Here is a 15949-nt window from a genome sequence, read left to right as displayed (position 1 = left end):
GAGAGATAACTTTGCTGGACGCCAAAACGTTCGACAGCCTGAAGATCACCCTGGCCACCGGCGACGACATAGCCGAGTGGAGCCACGGTGAAGTCAAGAAGCCGGAGACCATCAACTACCGTACGCTCAAGCCCGAGCGCGACGGCCTGTTCGGTGAGCAGATCTTCGGCCCCACGCGCGACTGGGAGTGCGCATGCGGCAAGTACAAGCGCGTGCGCTACAAGGGCATCATCTGCGAGAAGTGCGGGGTTGAGGTCACTCGCTCCCGCGTCCGCCGTGAGCGCATGGGCCATATCGACCTGGCCGCGCCCGTCACGCACATCTGGTACTTCAAGGGAGTCCCCTCCCGGCTGGGCTACGTGCTTAACCTCGCGCCCAAGGACCTGGAGAAGGTCATCTACTTCGCCGCCTACATGATCACCGAGGTCGACGAAAAGGGCCGCCACGAGGATCTGGCCGAACTGCGCGCCGAACTTGAAGTGCAGAAGAAGCAGATGGAGAACAACCGCGACGCCACCATCAACGACTTCGCGGAGCAGCTCGAGTCCGACGTGGCCGCCTTGGAGAAGGACGGTGCCTCACAGGCCGAACGCGAGCGCGCCCGCAAGCAGGGCGAACGCGAGATGGCCAAGATTCGCCGCCGCTTCGACGGCGACATCGACGGGCTCGAGGCCGTGTGGGAGCGCTTCAAGGACCTCAAGGTCGGCGACCTCGAGGGCGACGAGAGACTTTACCGTGCGATGGTGGCCCGCTACGGCACCTACTTCAAGGGTGACATGGGGGCGGCCGCCATCCAGAAGCGCCTGGAGACCTTCGACCTGGAGGGTGAGGTCGCCGCGCTGCGCCAGACCATCGCCTCGGATTCCGGCCCACGCAAGGCCCGCGCCATCAAGCGCCTGAAGGTCATTAACGCCTTCGTCGCAACCGGGAACTCGCCGGCCTCGATGGTCCTGACAAAGATCCCCGTGATCCCGCCGGACCTGCGCCCCATGGTTCAGCTCGACGGCGGCCGCTTCGCGACCTCCGACCTCAACGACCTGTACCGCCGCGTCATCAACCGCAACACCCGACTCAAGCGCCTGCTGGAGCTGGGGGCCCCCGAGATCATCGTCAACAACGAGAAGCGCATGCTTCAGGAGTCCGTTGACGCCCTCTTCGACAACGGTCGCCGCGGACGCCCCGTCGCCGGCCCGGGCAACCGCCCGCTGAAGTCGATCTCGGACATGCTCAAGGGCAAGCAGGGGCGTTTCCGTCAGAACCTGCTGGGCAAGCGCGTCGACTACTCCGGCCGCAGCGTCATCGTCGTCGGCCCGCAGCTGCAGCTGCACCAGTGCGGTCTGCCCAAGCAGATGGCCCTGGAGCTCTTCAAGCCCTTCGTCATGAAGCGCCTGGTTGAAAAGAACTACGCGCAGAACGTCAAGGCCGCCAAGCGCAAGGTCGAGCGCCAGCGCCCCGAGGTGTGGGACGTCCTGGACGACGTTATCCGCGAACACCCGGTGCTGCTCAACCGCGCGCCCACGCTGCACCGCCTCGGTATCCAGGCGTTCGAACCCCAGCTGATCGAGGGTAAGGCCATCCAGCTGCACCCCCTGGCCTGCGGCGCGTTCAACGCCGACTTCGACGGCGACCAGATGGCCGTTCACCTGCCGCTGGGAGCGGAGGCGCAGGCCGAGGCCCGCATCCTCATGCTGTCGACGAACAACATCCTCAAGCCCTCCGACGGCCGTCCCGTGGCCATGCCGTCTCAGGACATGATCATCGGTCTGTTCCACCTGACCTCAACGCCCGACCCGTCGGTGCCCGTGGAAACGGACGAGGACGGCAATCCCGTGGTTCCGTACTTCTCCAGCCAGGCCGAGGCCCAGATGGCGTTCGACGCCGGTAACCTGGACCTGAACGCGACCGCGCGCATCCGTTTCGCCGACGGCACCGTGCCGCCCGAGGGGTGGGAAGCCCCCGAGGGCTGGGAGGCGGGCGACGACCTGATCCTCGAAACCAGCCTGGGCCGCGCGATCTTCAACGAGCAGCTGCCCACCGACTACCCGTTCGTGAACGAGGTCGTGGGTAAGAAGCAGCTGGGCAACATCGTGAACACGCTGACGCAGCGCTACCCGAACGTGCTGGTCGCCGACTGCCTGGACGCCCTCAAGTCCGCTGGGTTCCACTGGTCGACCTGGTCCGGCATCACGATTGCGTTCTCCGACATTCAGGCCTCGCCGCGTAAGCGTGAGATCCTGGCCCGCTACGAGGCCAAGGCGGCCGAGATCGTCGAACAGTTCGAGACTGGCATCATCCTGGAGGAGACCCGCTACGAGGAGCTCGTGAAGCTGTGGCTGCAGTGCACCGAAGAGGTCGCCGACGATATGCGTTCGAACTTCTCCGAGCGCAACACCGTGTATCGCATGGTGAACTCGGGGGCTCGTGGTAACTGGTCGCAGGTCCAGCAGATCGCCGGCATGCGTGGCCTGGTGTCCGATCCGAAGCAGAAGCTGATCGAACAGCCGATCAAGGCGAACTACCGTGAGGGCCTGACCGTCCTCGAGTACTTCATTGCCACCCACGGCGCCCGTAAGGGCCTGGTCGACACGGCTCTTCGTACCGCCGAGTCGGGCTACCTGACGCGTCGCCTGGTTGACGTCTCGCAGGACGTCATCGTTCGAGAGGCCGACTGCGGCACCCGCGCCGGCCTGAAGATCGACATCGCCCACAGGAACGACATGGGTGAGTGGGAGGCGTCCGAGACGATCGAGACGACCGCCTACGCCCGTAATCTCGCCCGCGACGCGGTGAACGAGGCAGGAGAGGTCGTCTTGCCCGCGGGTACCGACCTGGGTGACGACCAGCTCGCGCAGCTCGTTGAGGCGGGCGTTGAGCAGATCGTGTGCCGTTCCGTCCTCACCTGCGAGTCCGCCGTCGGCACGTGCGCGGCCTGCTACGGTCGCTCGCTGGCCACCGGCAAGCAGGTCGATATCGGCGAGGCCGTCGGCATTATCGCCGCCCAGTCGATCGGCGAGCCCGGCACGCAGCTGACGATGCGTACCTTCCACACCGGCGGCGCCGCCTCCGCCGCGGACATCACGCAGGGTCTGCCTCGCGTGCAGGAGCTCTTCGAGGCGCGCAGCCCGAAGGTCGAAGCGAAGATGAACGAGGCCGCCGGCCGCGTCCACATCAACGACGAGGATCCGAGCGCCCGCAAGGTGGTCATCACCCGCGACGATGGCAAGGAGGACCTGGTTATCGAGGTGTCGCGCCGCCAGAAGATGCTGGTGTCCGAGGGCCAGCACATCAAGGCCGGTACGCCGCTGACCGAGGGCCAGCTGGACCCGAAGGAAATCCTGCGCATCATGGGCCGCAACGTGTCCCAGAAGATGCTCGTTGACGAGGTGCAGAAGGTGTACCGCGATCAGGGCGTGGGTATCCACGCCAAGCACATCGAGGTCATCGTGCGCCAGATGCTGCGCCGCGTCACCATCCTGGAGCCCGGCGACACCTCGTTCATGCCCGGCGAGCTCGTCGACCGCATGGCGTACCTGACGCAGAACCGTCGCGTCGCGGCCGAGGGCGGCCAGCCCGCCTCGGGCCGCCAGATGCTGATGGGCATCACGAAGGCGTCCCTGGCCACGGATTCGTGGCTGAGCGCCGCGTCCTTCCAGGAGACCACCAAGGTTTTGACGGAGGCCGCGATGAACGGCAAGTCGGACTCCCTGGTTGGCCTGAAGGAGAACGTGATCCTCGGTAAGCTCATCCCGGCCGGCACGGGCCTGTCGCGCTACAACGACGTGATCGTTGAGCCGACGGCTGAGGCCATGGCGAACTCGAACTACTCGGAGGCTGACTTTAGTGATGGCTCCGTGTCCGAGGACTTCCTGGACGCGCTGGGCGCCATCGACTTCGGCATGAGCTTCCGCGAATAGCTGGTGCGCGACCGCATAGGGGCCCCGGCCTCGTCCGTACTATCGCGACGAGGCCGGGGCCTCTTGGTCGTGTGCGCGCCGTGAACGGTACTGTTTCGCGCGGGCGAATCTTCTGCGGTCCGGTTTCGTGTTCGCCGGGGCGATCCTGTGAGGATGAGGGGGGAACCACACGAGGTCCCCTTTGACTCTGCGGGGGAGGGGCCGCTATCCTAGGCGATGGTTCCCGCCTCTGTGGGACCTCTGTGCCCGGGTAACCGGGAGCGGGCTCCGTCCGTCGGAGCTCCGGGCGTCATTCTCTGACCTTCGTGGTTATCATGGCGCGCCGGCCCCCAGCGGACGAGTGTGCCCGCGCGGGGGTTGCGCAGTCGCGGAAGACTGACAATCAGGGCCGCCCCTGTGAAGGAGGGGAGGCCGCCGACGGAAAGAATCTGGAGACCCAGTGCCTACCATTCAGCAGCTCGTCCGCAAGGGGCGTGTCTCGAAGCGCGCGAAGGTGAAGACGCGTGCGCTCAAGGGCTCGCCCCAGCGTCGCGGCGTGTGCACCCGCGTGTACACGACAACGCCGAAGAAGCCGAACTCGGCTCTGCGAAAGGTCGCCCGCGTGCGCCTTTCGTCCGGCGTCGAAGTCACCGCGTACATCCCCGGTGAGGGCCACAACCTGCAGGAGCACTCCATCGTGCTCGTGCGAGGTGGCCGAGTGAGGGACCTGCCCGGCGTGCGTTACCGCATCGTCCGCGGCTCGCTGGACACGCAGGGTGTTCGCGGCCGCCAGCAGGCTCGTTCCCGTTACGGCGCGAAGAAGGAGAAGAAGTAATGCCTCGTAAAGGCCCCGCTCCCCGTCGCCCCCTGGTCGATGACCCGGTTTACGGATCCAAGGTCGTGACCCAGCTGGTCAACCGCGTTCTCCTCGACGGAAAAAAGACCGTCGCCGAGCGCATCGTCTACGGTGCTCTCGAAACCGTTCGCGAGCGCACCGAGCAGGAGCCCGTCTCCGTGCTCAAGCGCGCCCTCGAGAACATTCGTCCGGCCCTCGAGGTCCGTTCTCGCCGCGTTGGTGGCGCGACCTACCAGGTTCCGGTCGAGGTGCGCCCCGCGCGCGCCACGACGCTGGCCCTGCGTTGGCTGGTCGATTTCTCGCGTCAGCGCCGCGAAAAGACGATGACCGAGCGTCTCGCCAACGAGATCCTCGATGCTTCCAACGGCCTCGGGGCCGCTGTCAAGCGCCGCGAGGACATGCACAAGATGGCCGAGTCCAACCGCGCCTTCGCGCACTACCGCTGGTGATTGTAACGAGGCCTGGGCAGCCGGGTCTCGTCTCACGCAGCAACTTCACCCACCACTTCGAACGAAGGAACCACACTCGTGGCACTAGAGGTGCTGACGGATCTCAACAAGGTCCGCAACATTGGCATCATGGCTCACATCGATGCCGGCAAGACGACCGTGACGGAACGCATCCTGTTCTACACGGGTATCAACTACAAGCTCGGCGAGACGCACGACGGCGCCTCGACGACCGACTGGATGGAGCAGGAAAAGGAACGCGGCATCACGATTACGTCCGCCGCCGTTACCTCTTTCTGGAACGGTAACCAGATCAACGTTATTGACACCCCCGGTCACGTTGACTTCACGGTTGAGGTCGAGCGCTCGCTGCGCGTCCTCGACGGTGCGGTCGCCGTGTTCGACGGCAAGGAGGGCGTTGAGCCCCAGTCCGAGACCGTGTGGCGTCAGGCAGACAAGTACGACGTCCCCCGTATCTGCTTCATCAACAAGATGGACAAGATGGGCGCCGACTTCTACTTCTCGGTTTCCACCATCAAGGATCGCCTCCACGCGACCCCCATCGTCATGCAGCTTCCCATGGGGGCTGAGAATGACTTCGTCGGCAACATCGACCTGCTGACCATGGAGGCCCTGACCTACCCGGCGAAGGACGACAAGGGCAACGACACCTTCGGCTCCCTCGTCGTGCGCGGTCCGATCCCCGAGGAATACCAGGAGAAGGCCGAGGAGTACCGCGAGGCACTCATCGAGGCCGCCGCGGAGGGCTCGGACGAGCTGACCGAGGCGTACCTGGAGAACGGCGAGCTGACGCTCGAGCAGATCAAGGAAGGCATCCGCCTGCTGACCATCTCCTCGCGCGCGTTCCCCGTCTACTGTGGCACCGCCCTGCGCAACATGGGCGTGCAGCCCGTCCTTGACGCCGTCGTGGACTTCCTGCCCTCGCCGCTGGACATCGGCAGCGTGCGCGGCTTCCTCCCCGGCTCCGAGACCGAGGAAGAAACCGAGTCCCGCAAGCCCGATGAGAACGAGCCGTTCTCCGCTCTGGCCTTCAAGATCGCCGCTCACCCGTTCTACGGCAAGCTCACCTTCATCCGCGTCTACTCCGGCAAGGTCGAGTCTGGCTCCCAGGTCCTGAACTCGACCAAGGGCAAGAAGGAGCGCATCGGCAAGATCTTCCAGATGCACTCCAACAAGGAAAACCCCGTCGAGATGGCCCACGCCGGCCACATCTACGCGGTTATCGGCCTGAAGGACACGACCACGGGCGACACGCTCTCGGCGATCAACAAGCCGATCGTCCTGGAGTCGATGACGTTCCCGGCCCCGGTTATCCAGGTCGCCGTCGAGCCCAAGTCGAAGGCCGACCAGGAGAAGATGGGTGTCGCCATCCAGAAGCTCGCGGAAGAAGACCCGACGTTCACCGTCGAGCTCGACGCGGAGACCGGCCAGACCATCATCGGTGGTATGGGCGAGCTGCACCTCGACATCATCGTCGACCGCATGCGCCGCGAGTTCAAGGTGGAGGCCAACGTGGGTAACCCGATGGTCGCCTACCGCGAGACCATCCGCAAGAAGGTCGAGAAGTACGAGTACACGCACAAGAAGCAGACCGGTGGTTCCGGCCAGTTCGCGCGTGTCATTATCGCCCTGGAGCCCCTCCCGGCCGACTCCGAGGAAGAGTACACGTTCGAGGACAAGGTCACCGGTGGCCGCGTTCCGCGCGAGTACATTCCCTCGGTCGACGCGGGCATCAAGGATGCCATGGGTTCCGGCGTTCTCGCCGGATACCCGATGGTTGACATCAAGGCCACGCTGCTTGACGGCGCCTACCACGAGGTTGACTCCTCCGAAATGGCGTTCAAGGTCGCTGGCTCGATGGCGCTGAAGGAGGCCGCGAAGAAGGCCAGCCCCGTCCTCCTCGAGCCGATCATGGCCGTTGAGGTCCGTACTCCCGAGGAGTACATGGGCGATGTCATCGGTGACCTCAACTCTCGTCGTGGTTCGATCTCTTCGATGGACGAGCAGCACGGCGTACGCGTCGTCAAGGCCCAGGTTCCGCTGTCCGAGATGTTCGGATACGTCGGTGACCTGCGTTCTAAGACGCAGGGTCGCGCTGTCTACTCCATGGAGTTCGACAGCTACGCCGAGGTTCCGCGCGCGGTCGCGGATGAGATCGTCGGCAAGTCTCGGGGCAACTGAGTCCCACCGGGGGTGAGTGGGGGCCGGGCAATCGGCCCCTGCGAGCCGCCTCACACACCAGTAATCCCAGTAGGTCTCATGCCCCATGGGTGTTAAAGTGACACCTAGCCGTAGGCTGAGAATTTCTACCCGAGTCCAGGAGGACGAAAAGTGGCGAAGGCCAAGTTTGAGCGCACCAAGCCGCACGTCAACATCGGCACGATTGGTCACGTTGACCACGGCAAGACGACGCTGACGGCAGCTATCACCAAGGTGCTGCATGACAAGTACCCCGAACTGAACGAGTTCACCCCCTTCGATCAGGTCGACAACGCTCCCGAGGAGCGCGATCGTGGCATCACGATCAACGTCTCTCACGTTGAGTACCAGACCGAGGCGCGTCACTACGCGCACGTTGACGCTCCCGGCCACGCCGACTACGTCAAGAACATGATCACCGGTGCGGCCCAGATGGACGGTGCGATCCTCGTGGTCGCCGCGACCGACGGCCCCATGGCCCAGACCCGCGAGCACGTCCTGCTCGCCCGTCAGGTCGGCGTTCCCACCATCCTCATCGCCCTCAACAAGTCCGACATGGTTGACGACGAGGAAATGATGGAACTGGTCGAGGAGGAGTGCCGCGACCTGCTGGAGTCCCAGGACTTCGATCGCGATGCCCCGATCGTCCAGGTTTCCGCTCTGAAGGCCCTCGAGGGCGACGCGGAGTGGGTTGCCAAGATCGAGGAGCTCATGGAGGCTGTGGATTCCTACATCCCCACCCCCGAGCGCGATATGGACAAGCCCTTCCTCATGCCGATCGAGGACGTCTTCACGATCACAGGTCGTGGCACGGTCGTCACGGGGCGTGTTGAGCGTGGCAAGCTGCCGATCAACTCCGAGGTCGAGATCCTCGGTATCCGTGATCCCCAGAAGACCACGGTCACCGGCATCGAGATGTTCCACAAGTCGATGGACGAGGCATGGGCCGGCGAGAACTGTGGCCTGCTGCTGCGCGGTACCAAGCGCGATGAGGTTGAGCGCGGCCAGGTTGTGGCCATTCCCGGCTCCATCACGCCTCACACCGAGTTCGAGGGCCAGGTTTACATCCTCAAGAAGGAAGAGGGCGGCCGTCACAACCCGTTCTTCTCGAACTACCGTCCGCAGTTCTACTTCCGTACCACGGACGTGACCGGCGTCATCACCCTCCCCGAGGGCACCGACATGGTCATGCCTGGCGACACCACCGAGATCTCCGTTCAGCTGATCCAGCCCATCGCCATGGAGCCCGGCCTGGGCTTCGCCATCCGTGAGGGTGGCCGCACCGTTGGTTCCGGTCGTGTCACCAAGGTCATCAAGTGAATCCATCCCTGAGTTTTTCTCGGGATTGATTCGCTGCTGATCCAGCGGCATGTGGGGTCCCGCCTCCTTTCGGAGGCGGGACCCCTGTCTGTGGGTAGGGCCCAAAACTGTCCCGCAGATGATTGCGTCCAAGCCGTCCACTGGGAACAGAGGATGGGGGCTCGGTGCCTTGAGCCGGGTGAATGTGACGAACCACCGGTTGCGACACGCCCGAGTGCGGGGTACGGTGGTTTCTTGGTGACGGTCCGGGCTGCCTCTTTGGCGCTCAGGCCATTGTCGCCGCCACTCTGTCGGTGGTTTCACATGCGAGGACCCGCCTTCTGGTTTGTGCTCGCGGGTGGAACTCTGACAGAATGGCACGGTTGCCCCAGCGTCTCTGGGGTGGTCCGTGCGTGCCATCGCGCATGGACCGGGCAATATGCCCAAGATCTTTGGACAAGACGCCGGTCCAGCGCGAGCGGTCACGAGCACGACGGTCGCGACACGCCCGAGTGCGGGGACCGGCGGCGAATCTGTACGAGAAGAGGTAAGACGGCATGGCGGGACAGAAGATCCGCATCCGGCTCAAGTCGTATGACCACGAGGTTATCGACAGCTCCGCGCGCAAGATCGTGGACACCGTACAGCGTGCGGGCGCCACGGTCGTGGGCCCGGTGCCGCTGCCGACCGAGAAAAACGTTTTCGTCGTTATCCGGTCGCCCCACAAGTACAAGGACAGCCGCGAGCACTTTGAAATGCGTACGCACAAGCGGCTCATCGACATCATCGACCCGACCCCCAAGGCCGTCGACTCGCTCATGCGCCTCGACCTGCCCGCGGACGTCAACATCGAGATCAAGCTCTGAGGACATCTGCAATGACTAACAAGAAGCAGCACGCTGCCGCGCCAATCAAGGCGCTGCTCGGCCGCAAGATCGGCATGACCCAGGTGTGGGATGCCGACGGCCACCTCGTGCCCCTGACTGTCGTGCAGGTCGGCACCAACGTCGTCACCCAGGTACGCACCGAGGAGGTCGACGGCTACTCGGCTATCCAGCTTGGCTTCGGCGAGATCGACGCCCGCAAGGTTACCAAGCCCCTGCAGGGCCATTTCGAGAAGGCCGGGGTTGCCCCCCGTCGTCACCTCGCAGAGGTTCGCACCTCCGAGCACGACTCTTACGAGCTCGGCCAGGAGCTCGACGCCACCGCATTCGAGGCCGGTCAGTCCGTCGACGTCTCCGGCACCACCAAGGGTAAGGGCTTCGCCGGCGTCATGAAGCGCCACGGCTTCGCCGGCGTCTCCGCCTCTCACGGCGCGCACCGCAACCACCGCAAGCCCGGCTCCATCGGCGCCTGCGCGACGCCCGGCCGCATCTTCAAGGGCCTGCGCATGGCGGGCCGCATGGGTGGCGACCGTCGTACTGTCCAGAACCTGACGATCCAGGCCGTCGACGCCGAGAAGGGGCTGCTGCTCATCAGCGGCGCCATCCCGGGTCCCAAGAACGGCGTGGTGCTGGTTCGCTCCTCCGTGAAGGGTGCGTGATCATGGCTGACGATCGTAACGTTGACGTCATCGACATCAAGGGCAAGAAGGCGGGCTCCGCCTGCCTCCCGGGTCCAATCTTTGATGTTCCCACCAACATTCCGCTGATGCACCAGGTCGTTGTCGCCCAGCTCGCGGCCGCCCGCCAGGGCACGCACGCGACGAAGACCCGCGGCCAGGTTTCCGGCGGTGGCAAGAAGCCGTTCCGCCAGAAGGGCACCGGTAACGCCCGCCAGGGCTCCATCCGCGCGCCTCAATTCACCGGCGGCGGCATTGTCCACGGCCCTCAGCCGCGCGACTACGACCAGCGCACCCCCAAGAAGATGAAGCAGGGCGCTCTGCGTTCCGCTCTGTCCGATCGTGCGCGCGCCGATCGTATCCACGTTGTCACCGCACTGTTCGAAGGCGACAAGCCCTCGACCAAGGCCGCTCTCGCCGCCCTGCGCGCGATCGTCGAGGACCGCCAGGCCCTCGTCGTCCTCGAGCGCGGCAACGAACTGACCGCGCTGTCCCTGCGCAACGTTCCCGAGGTTCACGTCCTGTGGGCCGACCAGCTGAACACGTACGACGTCCTGGACGCCGATGACATCGTCTTCACGCAGGCCGCCCTGGAGGCCTTCCTCGGCACCAAGGAGGAGACCAAGTGAGCACGATCGAAGCGGGCAAGAACCCCCGCGACATCATCTTCAAGCCGGTCACCACCGAGAAGTCGCTCGCCCTTATGGACCTGGGCAAGTACACCTTCGAGGTTGACCCCCGCGCGAACAAGACCGAGATCAAGATCGCCTTGGAGCGCATCTTCGGCGTCAAGATCGGTTCTATCGCGACCCAGAACCGTAAGGGCAAGACCTACCGCACCCGAGGCGGGATCGGTAAGCGCAAGGACGTCAAGCGTGCCATCGTCACCGTTCGTGAGGGCACCATCGACATCTTCGGCGATCAAGCCTGAGGACCGAAGGGACATTTGAACAATGGGAATTCGCAAGTATAAGCCCACGACCCCGGGCCGTCGCTTCTCGTCCGTCTCTGACTTCGTTGAGATCACCCGCGACACGCCCGAGAAGTCGCTGCTGCGCCCGCTGCACAAGACCGGTGGCCGTAACAACAACGGTCGCGTGACCTCCCGCCACCGCGGCGGCGGCCACAAGCGTCAGTACCGCGTGATCGACTTCCGTCGGTCAGACAAGGACGGCGTTCCGGCGAAGGTCGCGCATATCGAGTACGACCCCAACCGCACGGCTCGCATCGCCCTCCTGCACTACGCGGACGGCGCCAAGCGCTACATCCTCGCTCCGACCGGCCTGAAGCAGGGTGATCAGATCGAGGCCGGCCCCTCGGCCGACATCAAGCCCGGCAACAGCCTGCAGCTGCGCAACATCCCCCTGGGCACCGTCGTGCACGCCGTCGAGCTCTACCCGGGCGGCGGCGCGAAGATCGCGCGCAGCGCCGGCACCTCCGTTCAGCTCGTCGCTAAGGAAGGCCGCTTCGCCCAGCTGCGTATGCCCTCTGGCGAGATCCGCAACGTCGAGGCAAGCTGCCGCGCCACGATCGGCGAGGTCGGCAACGCCGAGCAGTCGAACATCAACTGGGGCAAGGCCGGCCGCATGCGCTGGAAGGGCAAGCGTCCGCACGTGCGTGGCGTCGTCATGAACCCGGTTGATCACCCGCACGGCGGCGGTGAAGGCCGCACGTCCGGTGGTCGCCACCCCGTGTCGCCTTGGGGCAAGCCCGAGGGCCGTACGCGTCGCCCGAAGAAGGCGTCCGATCGCTTGATCGTCCGCCGTCGCAAGACCGGCAAGAACCGCTGAGTAGGAGTCGATTGAAATGCCGCGTAGTTTGAAGAAGGGCCCGTTCGTCGACGACCACCTGCTCAAGAAGGTTGACGCCGCGAACGAATCCGGCTCGAAAAACGTCATTAAGACCTGGTCGCGCCGCTCGGTCATCACCCCGGACTTCCTGGGCCTGACCATCGCCGTCCACGACGGCCGTAAGCATGTGCCCGTTTTCATCACCGAGTCGATGGTGGGCCACAAGCTCGGAGAGTTCGCTCCCACGCGTACCTTCCGCAGCCACGACAAGGACGATCGTAAGGGACGTCGGCGCTGAGCCGGCCCCACGGAAGAAGAGGCAGATACATGGAAGCCAAGGCGCAGGCGCGTTTCATCCGCGTCACGCCCCGGAAGTCCCGCCGCATCGTGAACGAGGTTCGCGGCAAGGGCGTTCTGGAGGCCGCCGACATTCTGCGGTTCGCCCCGCAGGCCGTCGCCACCGATGTCCGCAAGGTGCTCCTGAGCGCCGTCGCCAACTCGAAGGTTAAGGCTGAAAACGCCGGAGAGACCTTCAACGAGGCCGACCTGCTCATCCTGGAGGCTTACGTGGACGAAGGGCCGACCATGAAGCGTATTCGTCCCCGTGCTCAGGGGCGCGCTGGTCGTATCCTCAAGCGCACCTCCCACATCACCATCGTGGTGGGGACCAAGGAAGACAAGAAGAAGGGAGACCGCTGACATGGGCCAGAAGGTCAACCCCCGCGGGTTCCGTCTGGGAATCACCACGGACCACCGTTCTCGTTGGTTCTCCGACTCCACCACCAAGGGACAGCGCTACGCTGATTACGTGGCGGAAGACGTCGCGATTCGTAAGTTCCTGACCGATAACCTCGAGCGCGCCGGCATCGCTGAGGTCGCGATCGAACGCACGCGTGACCGCGTTCGCGTCGACCTGCACACCGCTCGCCCGGGCATCGTCATCGGTCGGCGTGGTGCTGAGGCCGACCGCCTGCGCGTGCAGCTCGAAAAGCTGACGGGCAAGCAGGTTCAGCTCAACATCCTTGAGGTCAAGAACCCCGATCTCGAAGCGCAGCTCGTCGCTCAGGGCATCGCGGAGCAGCTCGCTGCACGCGTGTCCTTCCGTCGCGCGATGCGTAAGGGCATCCAGTCCGCGCAGCGCGCCGGCGCCAAGGGCATTCGTGTCCAGGTGTCCGGCCGTCTGGGCGGCGCGGAAATGTCCCGCTCCGAGTTCTACCGTGAGGGTCGCGTGCCGTTGCACACCCTCCGCGCGAACATCGATTACGGATTCCACGAGGCCCGCACGACCTTTGGTCGCATCGGCGTCAAGGTGTGGATCTACAAGGGCGACATGACCGAGCGCGAGTTCGCTCGCCAGCAGGCCGAGCACGCCCAGCGCGGCGGACGTCGCGATGGTCGCCGCGGCCCCCGCCGCGGCGGACGCCCCAGCCAGGAGACCGCTTCGCAGCAGGCTCCCCGTGAGGCTAACGCCTCCGAGGCCGCTGCGCCCACGACCGGATCGGAGGCCTGAGCCCGATGCTCATTCCCCGTCGGACTAAGTACCGCAAGCAGCACCGTCCTCACCGCACTGGCTTTGCCTCCGGTGGCACCGAACTGGCGTTCGGCGACTACGGCATCCAGGCCCTGGAGAGTGCCTACATCACCAACCGTCAGATTGAGGCGGCCCGTATCGCCGTGACCCGTCACATCAAGCGTGGCGGTAAGGTCTGGATCAACATCTTCCCGGATCGTCCGCTGACGAAGAAGCCCGCCGAAACCCGAATGGGTTCCGGTAAGGGTGCTCCGGAGTGGTGGGTTGCCCCCGTCAAGCCCGGTCGCGTCATGTTCGAGCTGGCAGGCGTCCCCGAGGAGCTCGCTCGCGAGGCCCTCAGCCGTGCCCAGCACAAGCTTCCTATCAAGACCCGCTTCGTGGTCCGAGAGGGTGGTGACATCTGATGGCAGAGAAGGGTCTGACCACCGAGCAGCTCGACGCCATGGACAACTCTCAGCTGTCCAAGGAGCTGGAGAAGGCTAAGGCCGAGCTGTTCAACCTGCGTTTTGCGCAGGCCGTCGGCAACCTCGAGGATCACGGTCGTATGAAGACCGTGCGCCGCGACATTGCCCGGATCTACACCATCGCGCGTGAGCGGGAGCTTGGCTACCGCACCGCCCCGAACACTGAGGAGTGAGCCTGATGGCAGAAACTACCGCTCGCAGTGAGCGTAAGGTCCGTCGCGGCTATGTCGTCAGCGACAAGATGGACAAGACCGTTGTCGTGAGAATCGAGGACCGCGTTAAGCACGCCCTCTACGGCAAGGTCATGCGCAAGAACAAGAAGGTCAAGGTTCACGACGAGCACAACGAGTGCGGTGTCGGCGATCTCGTCCTCATCATGGAGACCCGCCCGCTGTCAGCCACCAAGCGCTGGCGCGTTGTGGAGATCCTCGAAAAGGCGAAGTGACCTTCGCTCACAGACCGAAATCCGTTCGGCAAGGCTCGACCGGTACAATCCGGAAGAGAACCGGCACGACGACAGGAGTCAATAGAAAATGATCCAGCAGGAGTCGCGACTGAAGGTCGCCGACAACACAGGGGCCAAGGAGATCCTGACCATCCGTGTTCTCGGCGGCTCGGGTCGGCGCTACGCGGGTATCGGCGACACGATCGTCGCCACCGTGAAGGACGCCATTCCCGGCGGCAATGTCAAGAAGGGCGAAGTCGTCAAGGCAGTGATCGTTCGCACGCGTAAGGAAACCCGCCGCCCCGACGGTTCCTACATTCGTTTCGACGAGAATGCGGCCGTCATCATCAATAACAGCGGCGAGCCGCGTGGCACGCGTATCTTCGGCCCCGTCGGCCGCGAGCTGCGCGACAAGAAGTTCATGCGTATCGTCTCCCTCGCTCCGGAGGTGATCTGATCCATGGCAGCCAAGATTCGTAAGAATGACCTCGTCGAGGTCGTTCGCGGGCGCACGTGTGACGAGAAGGCGCTGGCTAAGCGCAACGCACGCCGCGCAGAGGAGGGCCTTGAGCCCTTGAAGCCCGGCGACAAGGGCAAGCGGGGCCGCGTCATCCGGGTGTTCCCGGAAGAGGGCAAGGTCCTGGTCGAGGGCATTAACCTGAAGACGCGCCACGTGCGCCAGGGCCAGCAGGGCAGCGCGGGCGGCATCGAGACCATCGAAGCCCCCATCTCCCTGTCCAAGGTCGCTCTGGTCGACCCCGACACCAAGAAGCGCGTTCGCGTCGGTTTCCGCGAGGACACCGTCGAGCGCGGCGGCCGCACCCGCACCGTCAGGGTCCGCGTGACCCGCGGCGGCGCGAAGCGCGGCGTTGAGCAGGGCAAGGAGATCTGAGCATGGCCCCGCGTTTGAAGGAAAAGTACGTCTCCGAGATCCGCGACTCCCTCCGTGCCGAGTTCAAGCACGGCAACGTCATGCAGGTCGCCGGACTGACGAAGATTGTCGTCAACATGGGTGTCGGCGAGGCCGCTCGCGACTCCAAGGCACTCGAGGGCGCGATCCGCGATCTGACCGCGATCACCGGCCAGAAGCCCGTGACCACCCGCGCCAAGAAGTCCATCGCGCAGTTCAAGCTGCGTGAGGGCCAGGCGATCGGGGCTCACGTCACGCTTCGCGGCGACCGCATGTGGGAGTTCCTGGACCGCCTCCTCTCGACGGCGCTTCCCCGTATCCGTGACTTCCGCGGACTGTCCCCCACGCAGTTCGACGGCCACGGCAACTACACCTTCGGTCTCACGGAGCAGTCGATGTTCCACGAGATCGACCAGGACTCGATCGACCGAGTGCGCGGCATGGACATCACGGTTGTCACCTCGGCCACCACCGACGAAGAGGGTCGCGCCCTTTTGCGTCACCTCGGCTTCCCGTTCAAGGAGGACTGAC

The 15949-nt window shown here is 64.7% G+C and carries 19 protein-coding genes; all 19 read left to right on the top strand.

The genetic code is table 11. The features are described from left to right. Positions 1-11: 11 nt before the first annotated feature. The 19 genes from BLT68_RS06065 (at position 12) to rplE (ending at position 15948) form a co-directional block, all read left to right on the top strand. The gene (locus BLT68_RS06065) at positions 12-3914 is read left to right on the top strand and encodes a DNA-directed RNA polymerase subunit beta' (RefSeq protein WP_050694283.1); all 3903 of its coding nucleotides are present in this window, start codon (positions 12-14) and stop codon (positions 3912-3914) included. Positions 3915-4353: 439 nt separating this feature from the next. After that, the gene (gene rpsL, locus BLT68_RS06060) at positions 4354-4728 is read left to right on the top strand and encodes a 30S ribosomal protein S12 (protein WP_009743585.1); all 375 of its coding nucleotides are present in this window, start codon (positions 4354-4356) and stop codon (positions 4726-4728) included. After that, complete coding sequence (gene rpsG, locus BLT68_RS06055) at positions 4728-5198, top strand: 30S ribosomal protein S7 (RefSeq protein ID WP_003790637.1); 471 nt, start codon at positions 4728-4730, stop codon at positions 5196-5198. The genes rpsL and rpsG overlap by 1 nt, the downstream gene beginning before the upstream one ends. Positions 5199-5276: 78 nt before the next feature. Then, complete coding sequence (fusA, locus tag BLT68_RS06050; RefSeq protein WP_050694284.1) at positions 5277-7400, top strand: elongation factor G; 2124 nt, start codon at positions 5277-5279, stop codon at positions 7398-7400. 150 nt (positions 7401-7550) lie between these two features. Next, a complete protein-coding gene (gene tuf / locus BLT68_RS06045) occupies positions 7551-8738 on the top strand; it encodes an elongation factor Tu (RefSeq protein ID WP_050694285.1) in 1188 nt (395 codons plus the stop codon). A 536-nt stretch (positions 8739-9274) separates the two neighbouring features. Continuing rightward, positions 9275-9583 (top strand): 30S ribosomal protein S10, encoded by a 309-nt coding sequence (gene rpsJ / locus BLT68_RS06040; RefSeq protein WP_003790631.1) that lies wholly within the window; start codon positions 9275-9277, stop codon positions 9581-9583. An 11-nt stretch (positions 9584-9594) separates the two neighbouring features. Next, positions 9595-10260, top strand: a complete 666-nt coding sequence (gene rplC / locus BLT68_RS06035; RefSeq protein WP_050694286.1) for a 50S ribosomal protein L3 — start codon at positions 9595-9597, stop codon at positions 10258-10260. A 2-nt stretch (positions 10261-10262) separates the two neighbouring features. Then, positions 10263-10907 (top strand): 50S ribosomal protein L4, encoded by a 645-nt coding sequence (gene rplD / locus BLT68_RS06030; RefSeq protein WP_050695704.1) that lies wholly within the window; start codon positions 10263-10265, stop codon positions 10905-10907. Next, entirely contained in the window at positions 10904-11209 is a 306-nt protein-coding gene (gene rplW / locus BLT68_RS06025) for a 50S ribosomal protein L23 (RefSeq protein ID WP_050694287.1), read from the top strand. Before rplD ends, rplW begins: the two co-directional genes overlap by 4 nt. Before the next feature lie 22 nt (positions 11210-11231). Further along, the gene (rplB, locus tag BLT68_RS06020; RefSeq protein ID WP_050694288.1) at positions 11232-12068 is read left to right on the top strand and encodes a 50S ribosomal protein L2; all 837 of its coding nucleotides are present in this window, start codon (positions 11232-11234) and stop codon (positions 12066-12068) included. Between the two features lie 16 nt (positions 12069-12084). Beyond that, positions 12085-12366, top strand: coding sequence for a 30S ribosomal protein S19 (rpsS, locus tag BLT68_RS06015; RefSeq protein WP_050694289.1), 282 nt, complete (start codon positions 12085-12087; stop codon positions 12364-12366). Positions 12367-12395: 29 nt separating this feature from the next. Beyond that, positions 12396-12767: a 50S ribosomal protein L22 gene (rplV, locus tag BLT68_RS06010; RefSeq protein ID WP_050694290.1), complete on the top strand. Its 372-nt coding sequence runs from the start codon at positions 12396-12398 to the stop codon at positions 12765-12767. A gap of 1 nt (position 12768) precedes the next feature. Further along, positions 12769-13578, top strand: a complete 810-nt coding sequence (rpsC, locus tag BLT68_RS06005; RefSeq protein ID WP_050694291.1) for a 30S ribosomal protein S3 — start codon at positions 12769-12771, stop codon at positions 13576-13578. 5 nt (positions 13579-13583) lie between these two features. Beyond that, positions 13584-14003, top strand: a complete 420-nt coding sequence (rplP, locus tag BLT68_RS06000) for a 50S ribosomal protein L16 (RefSeq protein WP_009058543.1) — start codon at positions 13584-13586, stop codon at positions 14001-14003. Next, positions 14003-14236 carry a 50S ribosomal protein L29 gene (gene rpmC / locus BLT68_RS05995; protein ID WP_050694292.1) on the top strand — a complete coding sequence of 78 codons (234 nt, stop codon included), beginning with the start codon at positions 14003-14005 and terminating at the stop codon, positions 14234-14236. The genes rplP and rpmC overlap by 1 nt, the downstream gene beginning before the upstream one ends. Positions 14237-14241: 5 nt before the next feature. Beyond that, entirely contained in the window at positions 14242-14508 is a 267-nt protein-coding gene (rpsQ, locus tag BLT68_RS05990) for a 30S ribosomal protein S17 (protein ID WP_009213208.1), read from the top strand. 88 nt (positions 14509-14596) lie between these two features. Continuing rightward, positions 14597-14965, top strand: coding sequence for a 50S ribosomal protein L14 (gene rplN / locus BLT68_RS05985; RefSeq protein ID WP_050694293.1), 369 nt, complete (start codon positions 14597-14599; stop codon positions 14963-14965). Between the two features lie 3 nt (positions 14966-14968). Next, complete coding sequence (gene rplX / locus BLT68_RS05980; RefSeq protein ID WP_050694294.1) at positions 14969-15400, top strand: 50S ribosomal protein L24; 432 nt, start codon at positions 14969-14971, stop codon at positions 15398-15400. Between the two features lie 2 nt (positions 15401-15402). After that, on the top strand, positions 15403-15948 hold the full coding sequence (rplE, locus tag BLT68_RS05975; protein ID WP_074633263.1) for a 50S ribosomal protein L5: 546 nt from the start codon (positions 15403-15405) through the stop codon (positions 15946-15948). The last annotated feature ends 1 nt before the right edge of the window (position 15949 follow it).

The organism is Schaalia meyeri (assembly GCF_900105015.1).
Classification (GTDB): domain Bacteria; phylum Actinomycetota; class Actinomycetes; order Actinomycetales; family Actinomycetaceae; genus Pauljensenia; species Pauljensenia meyeri.
Note: the sequence above shows the minus strand (reverse complement) of the source record. Positions and strands in the feature narration are given on the sequence as shown.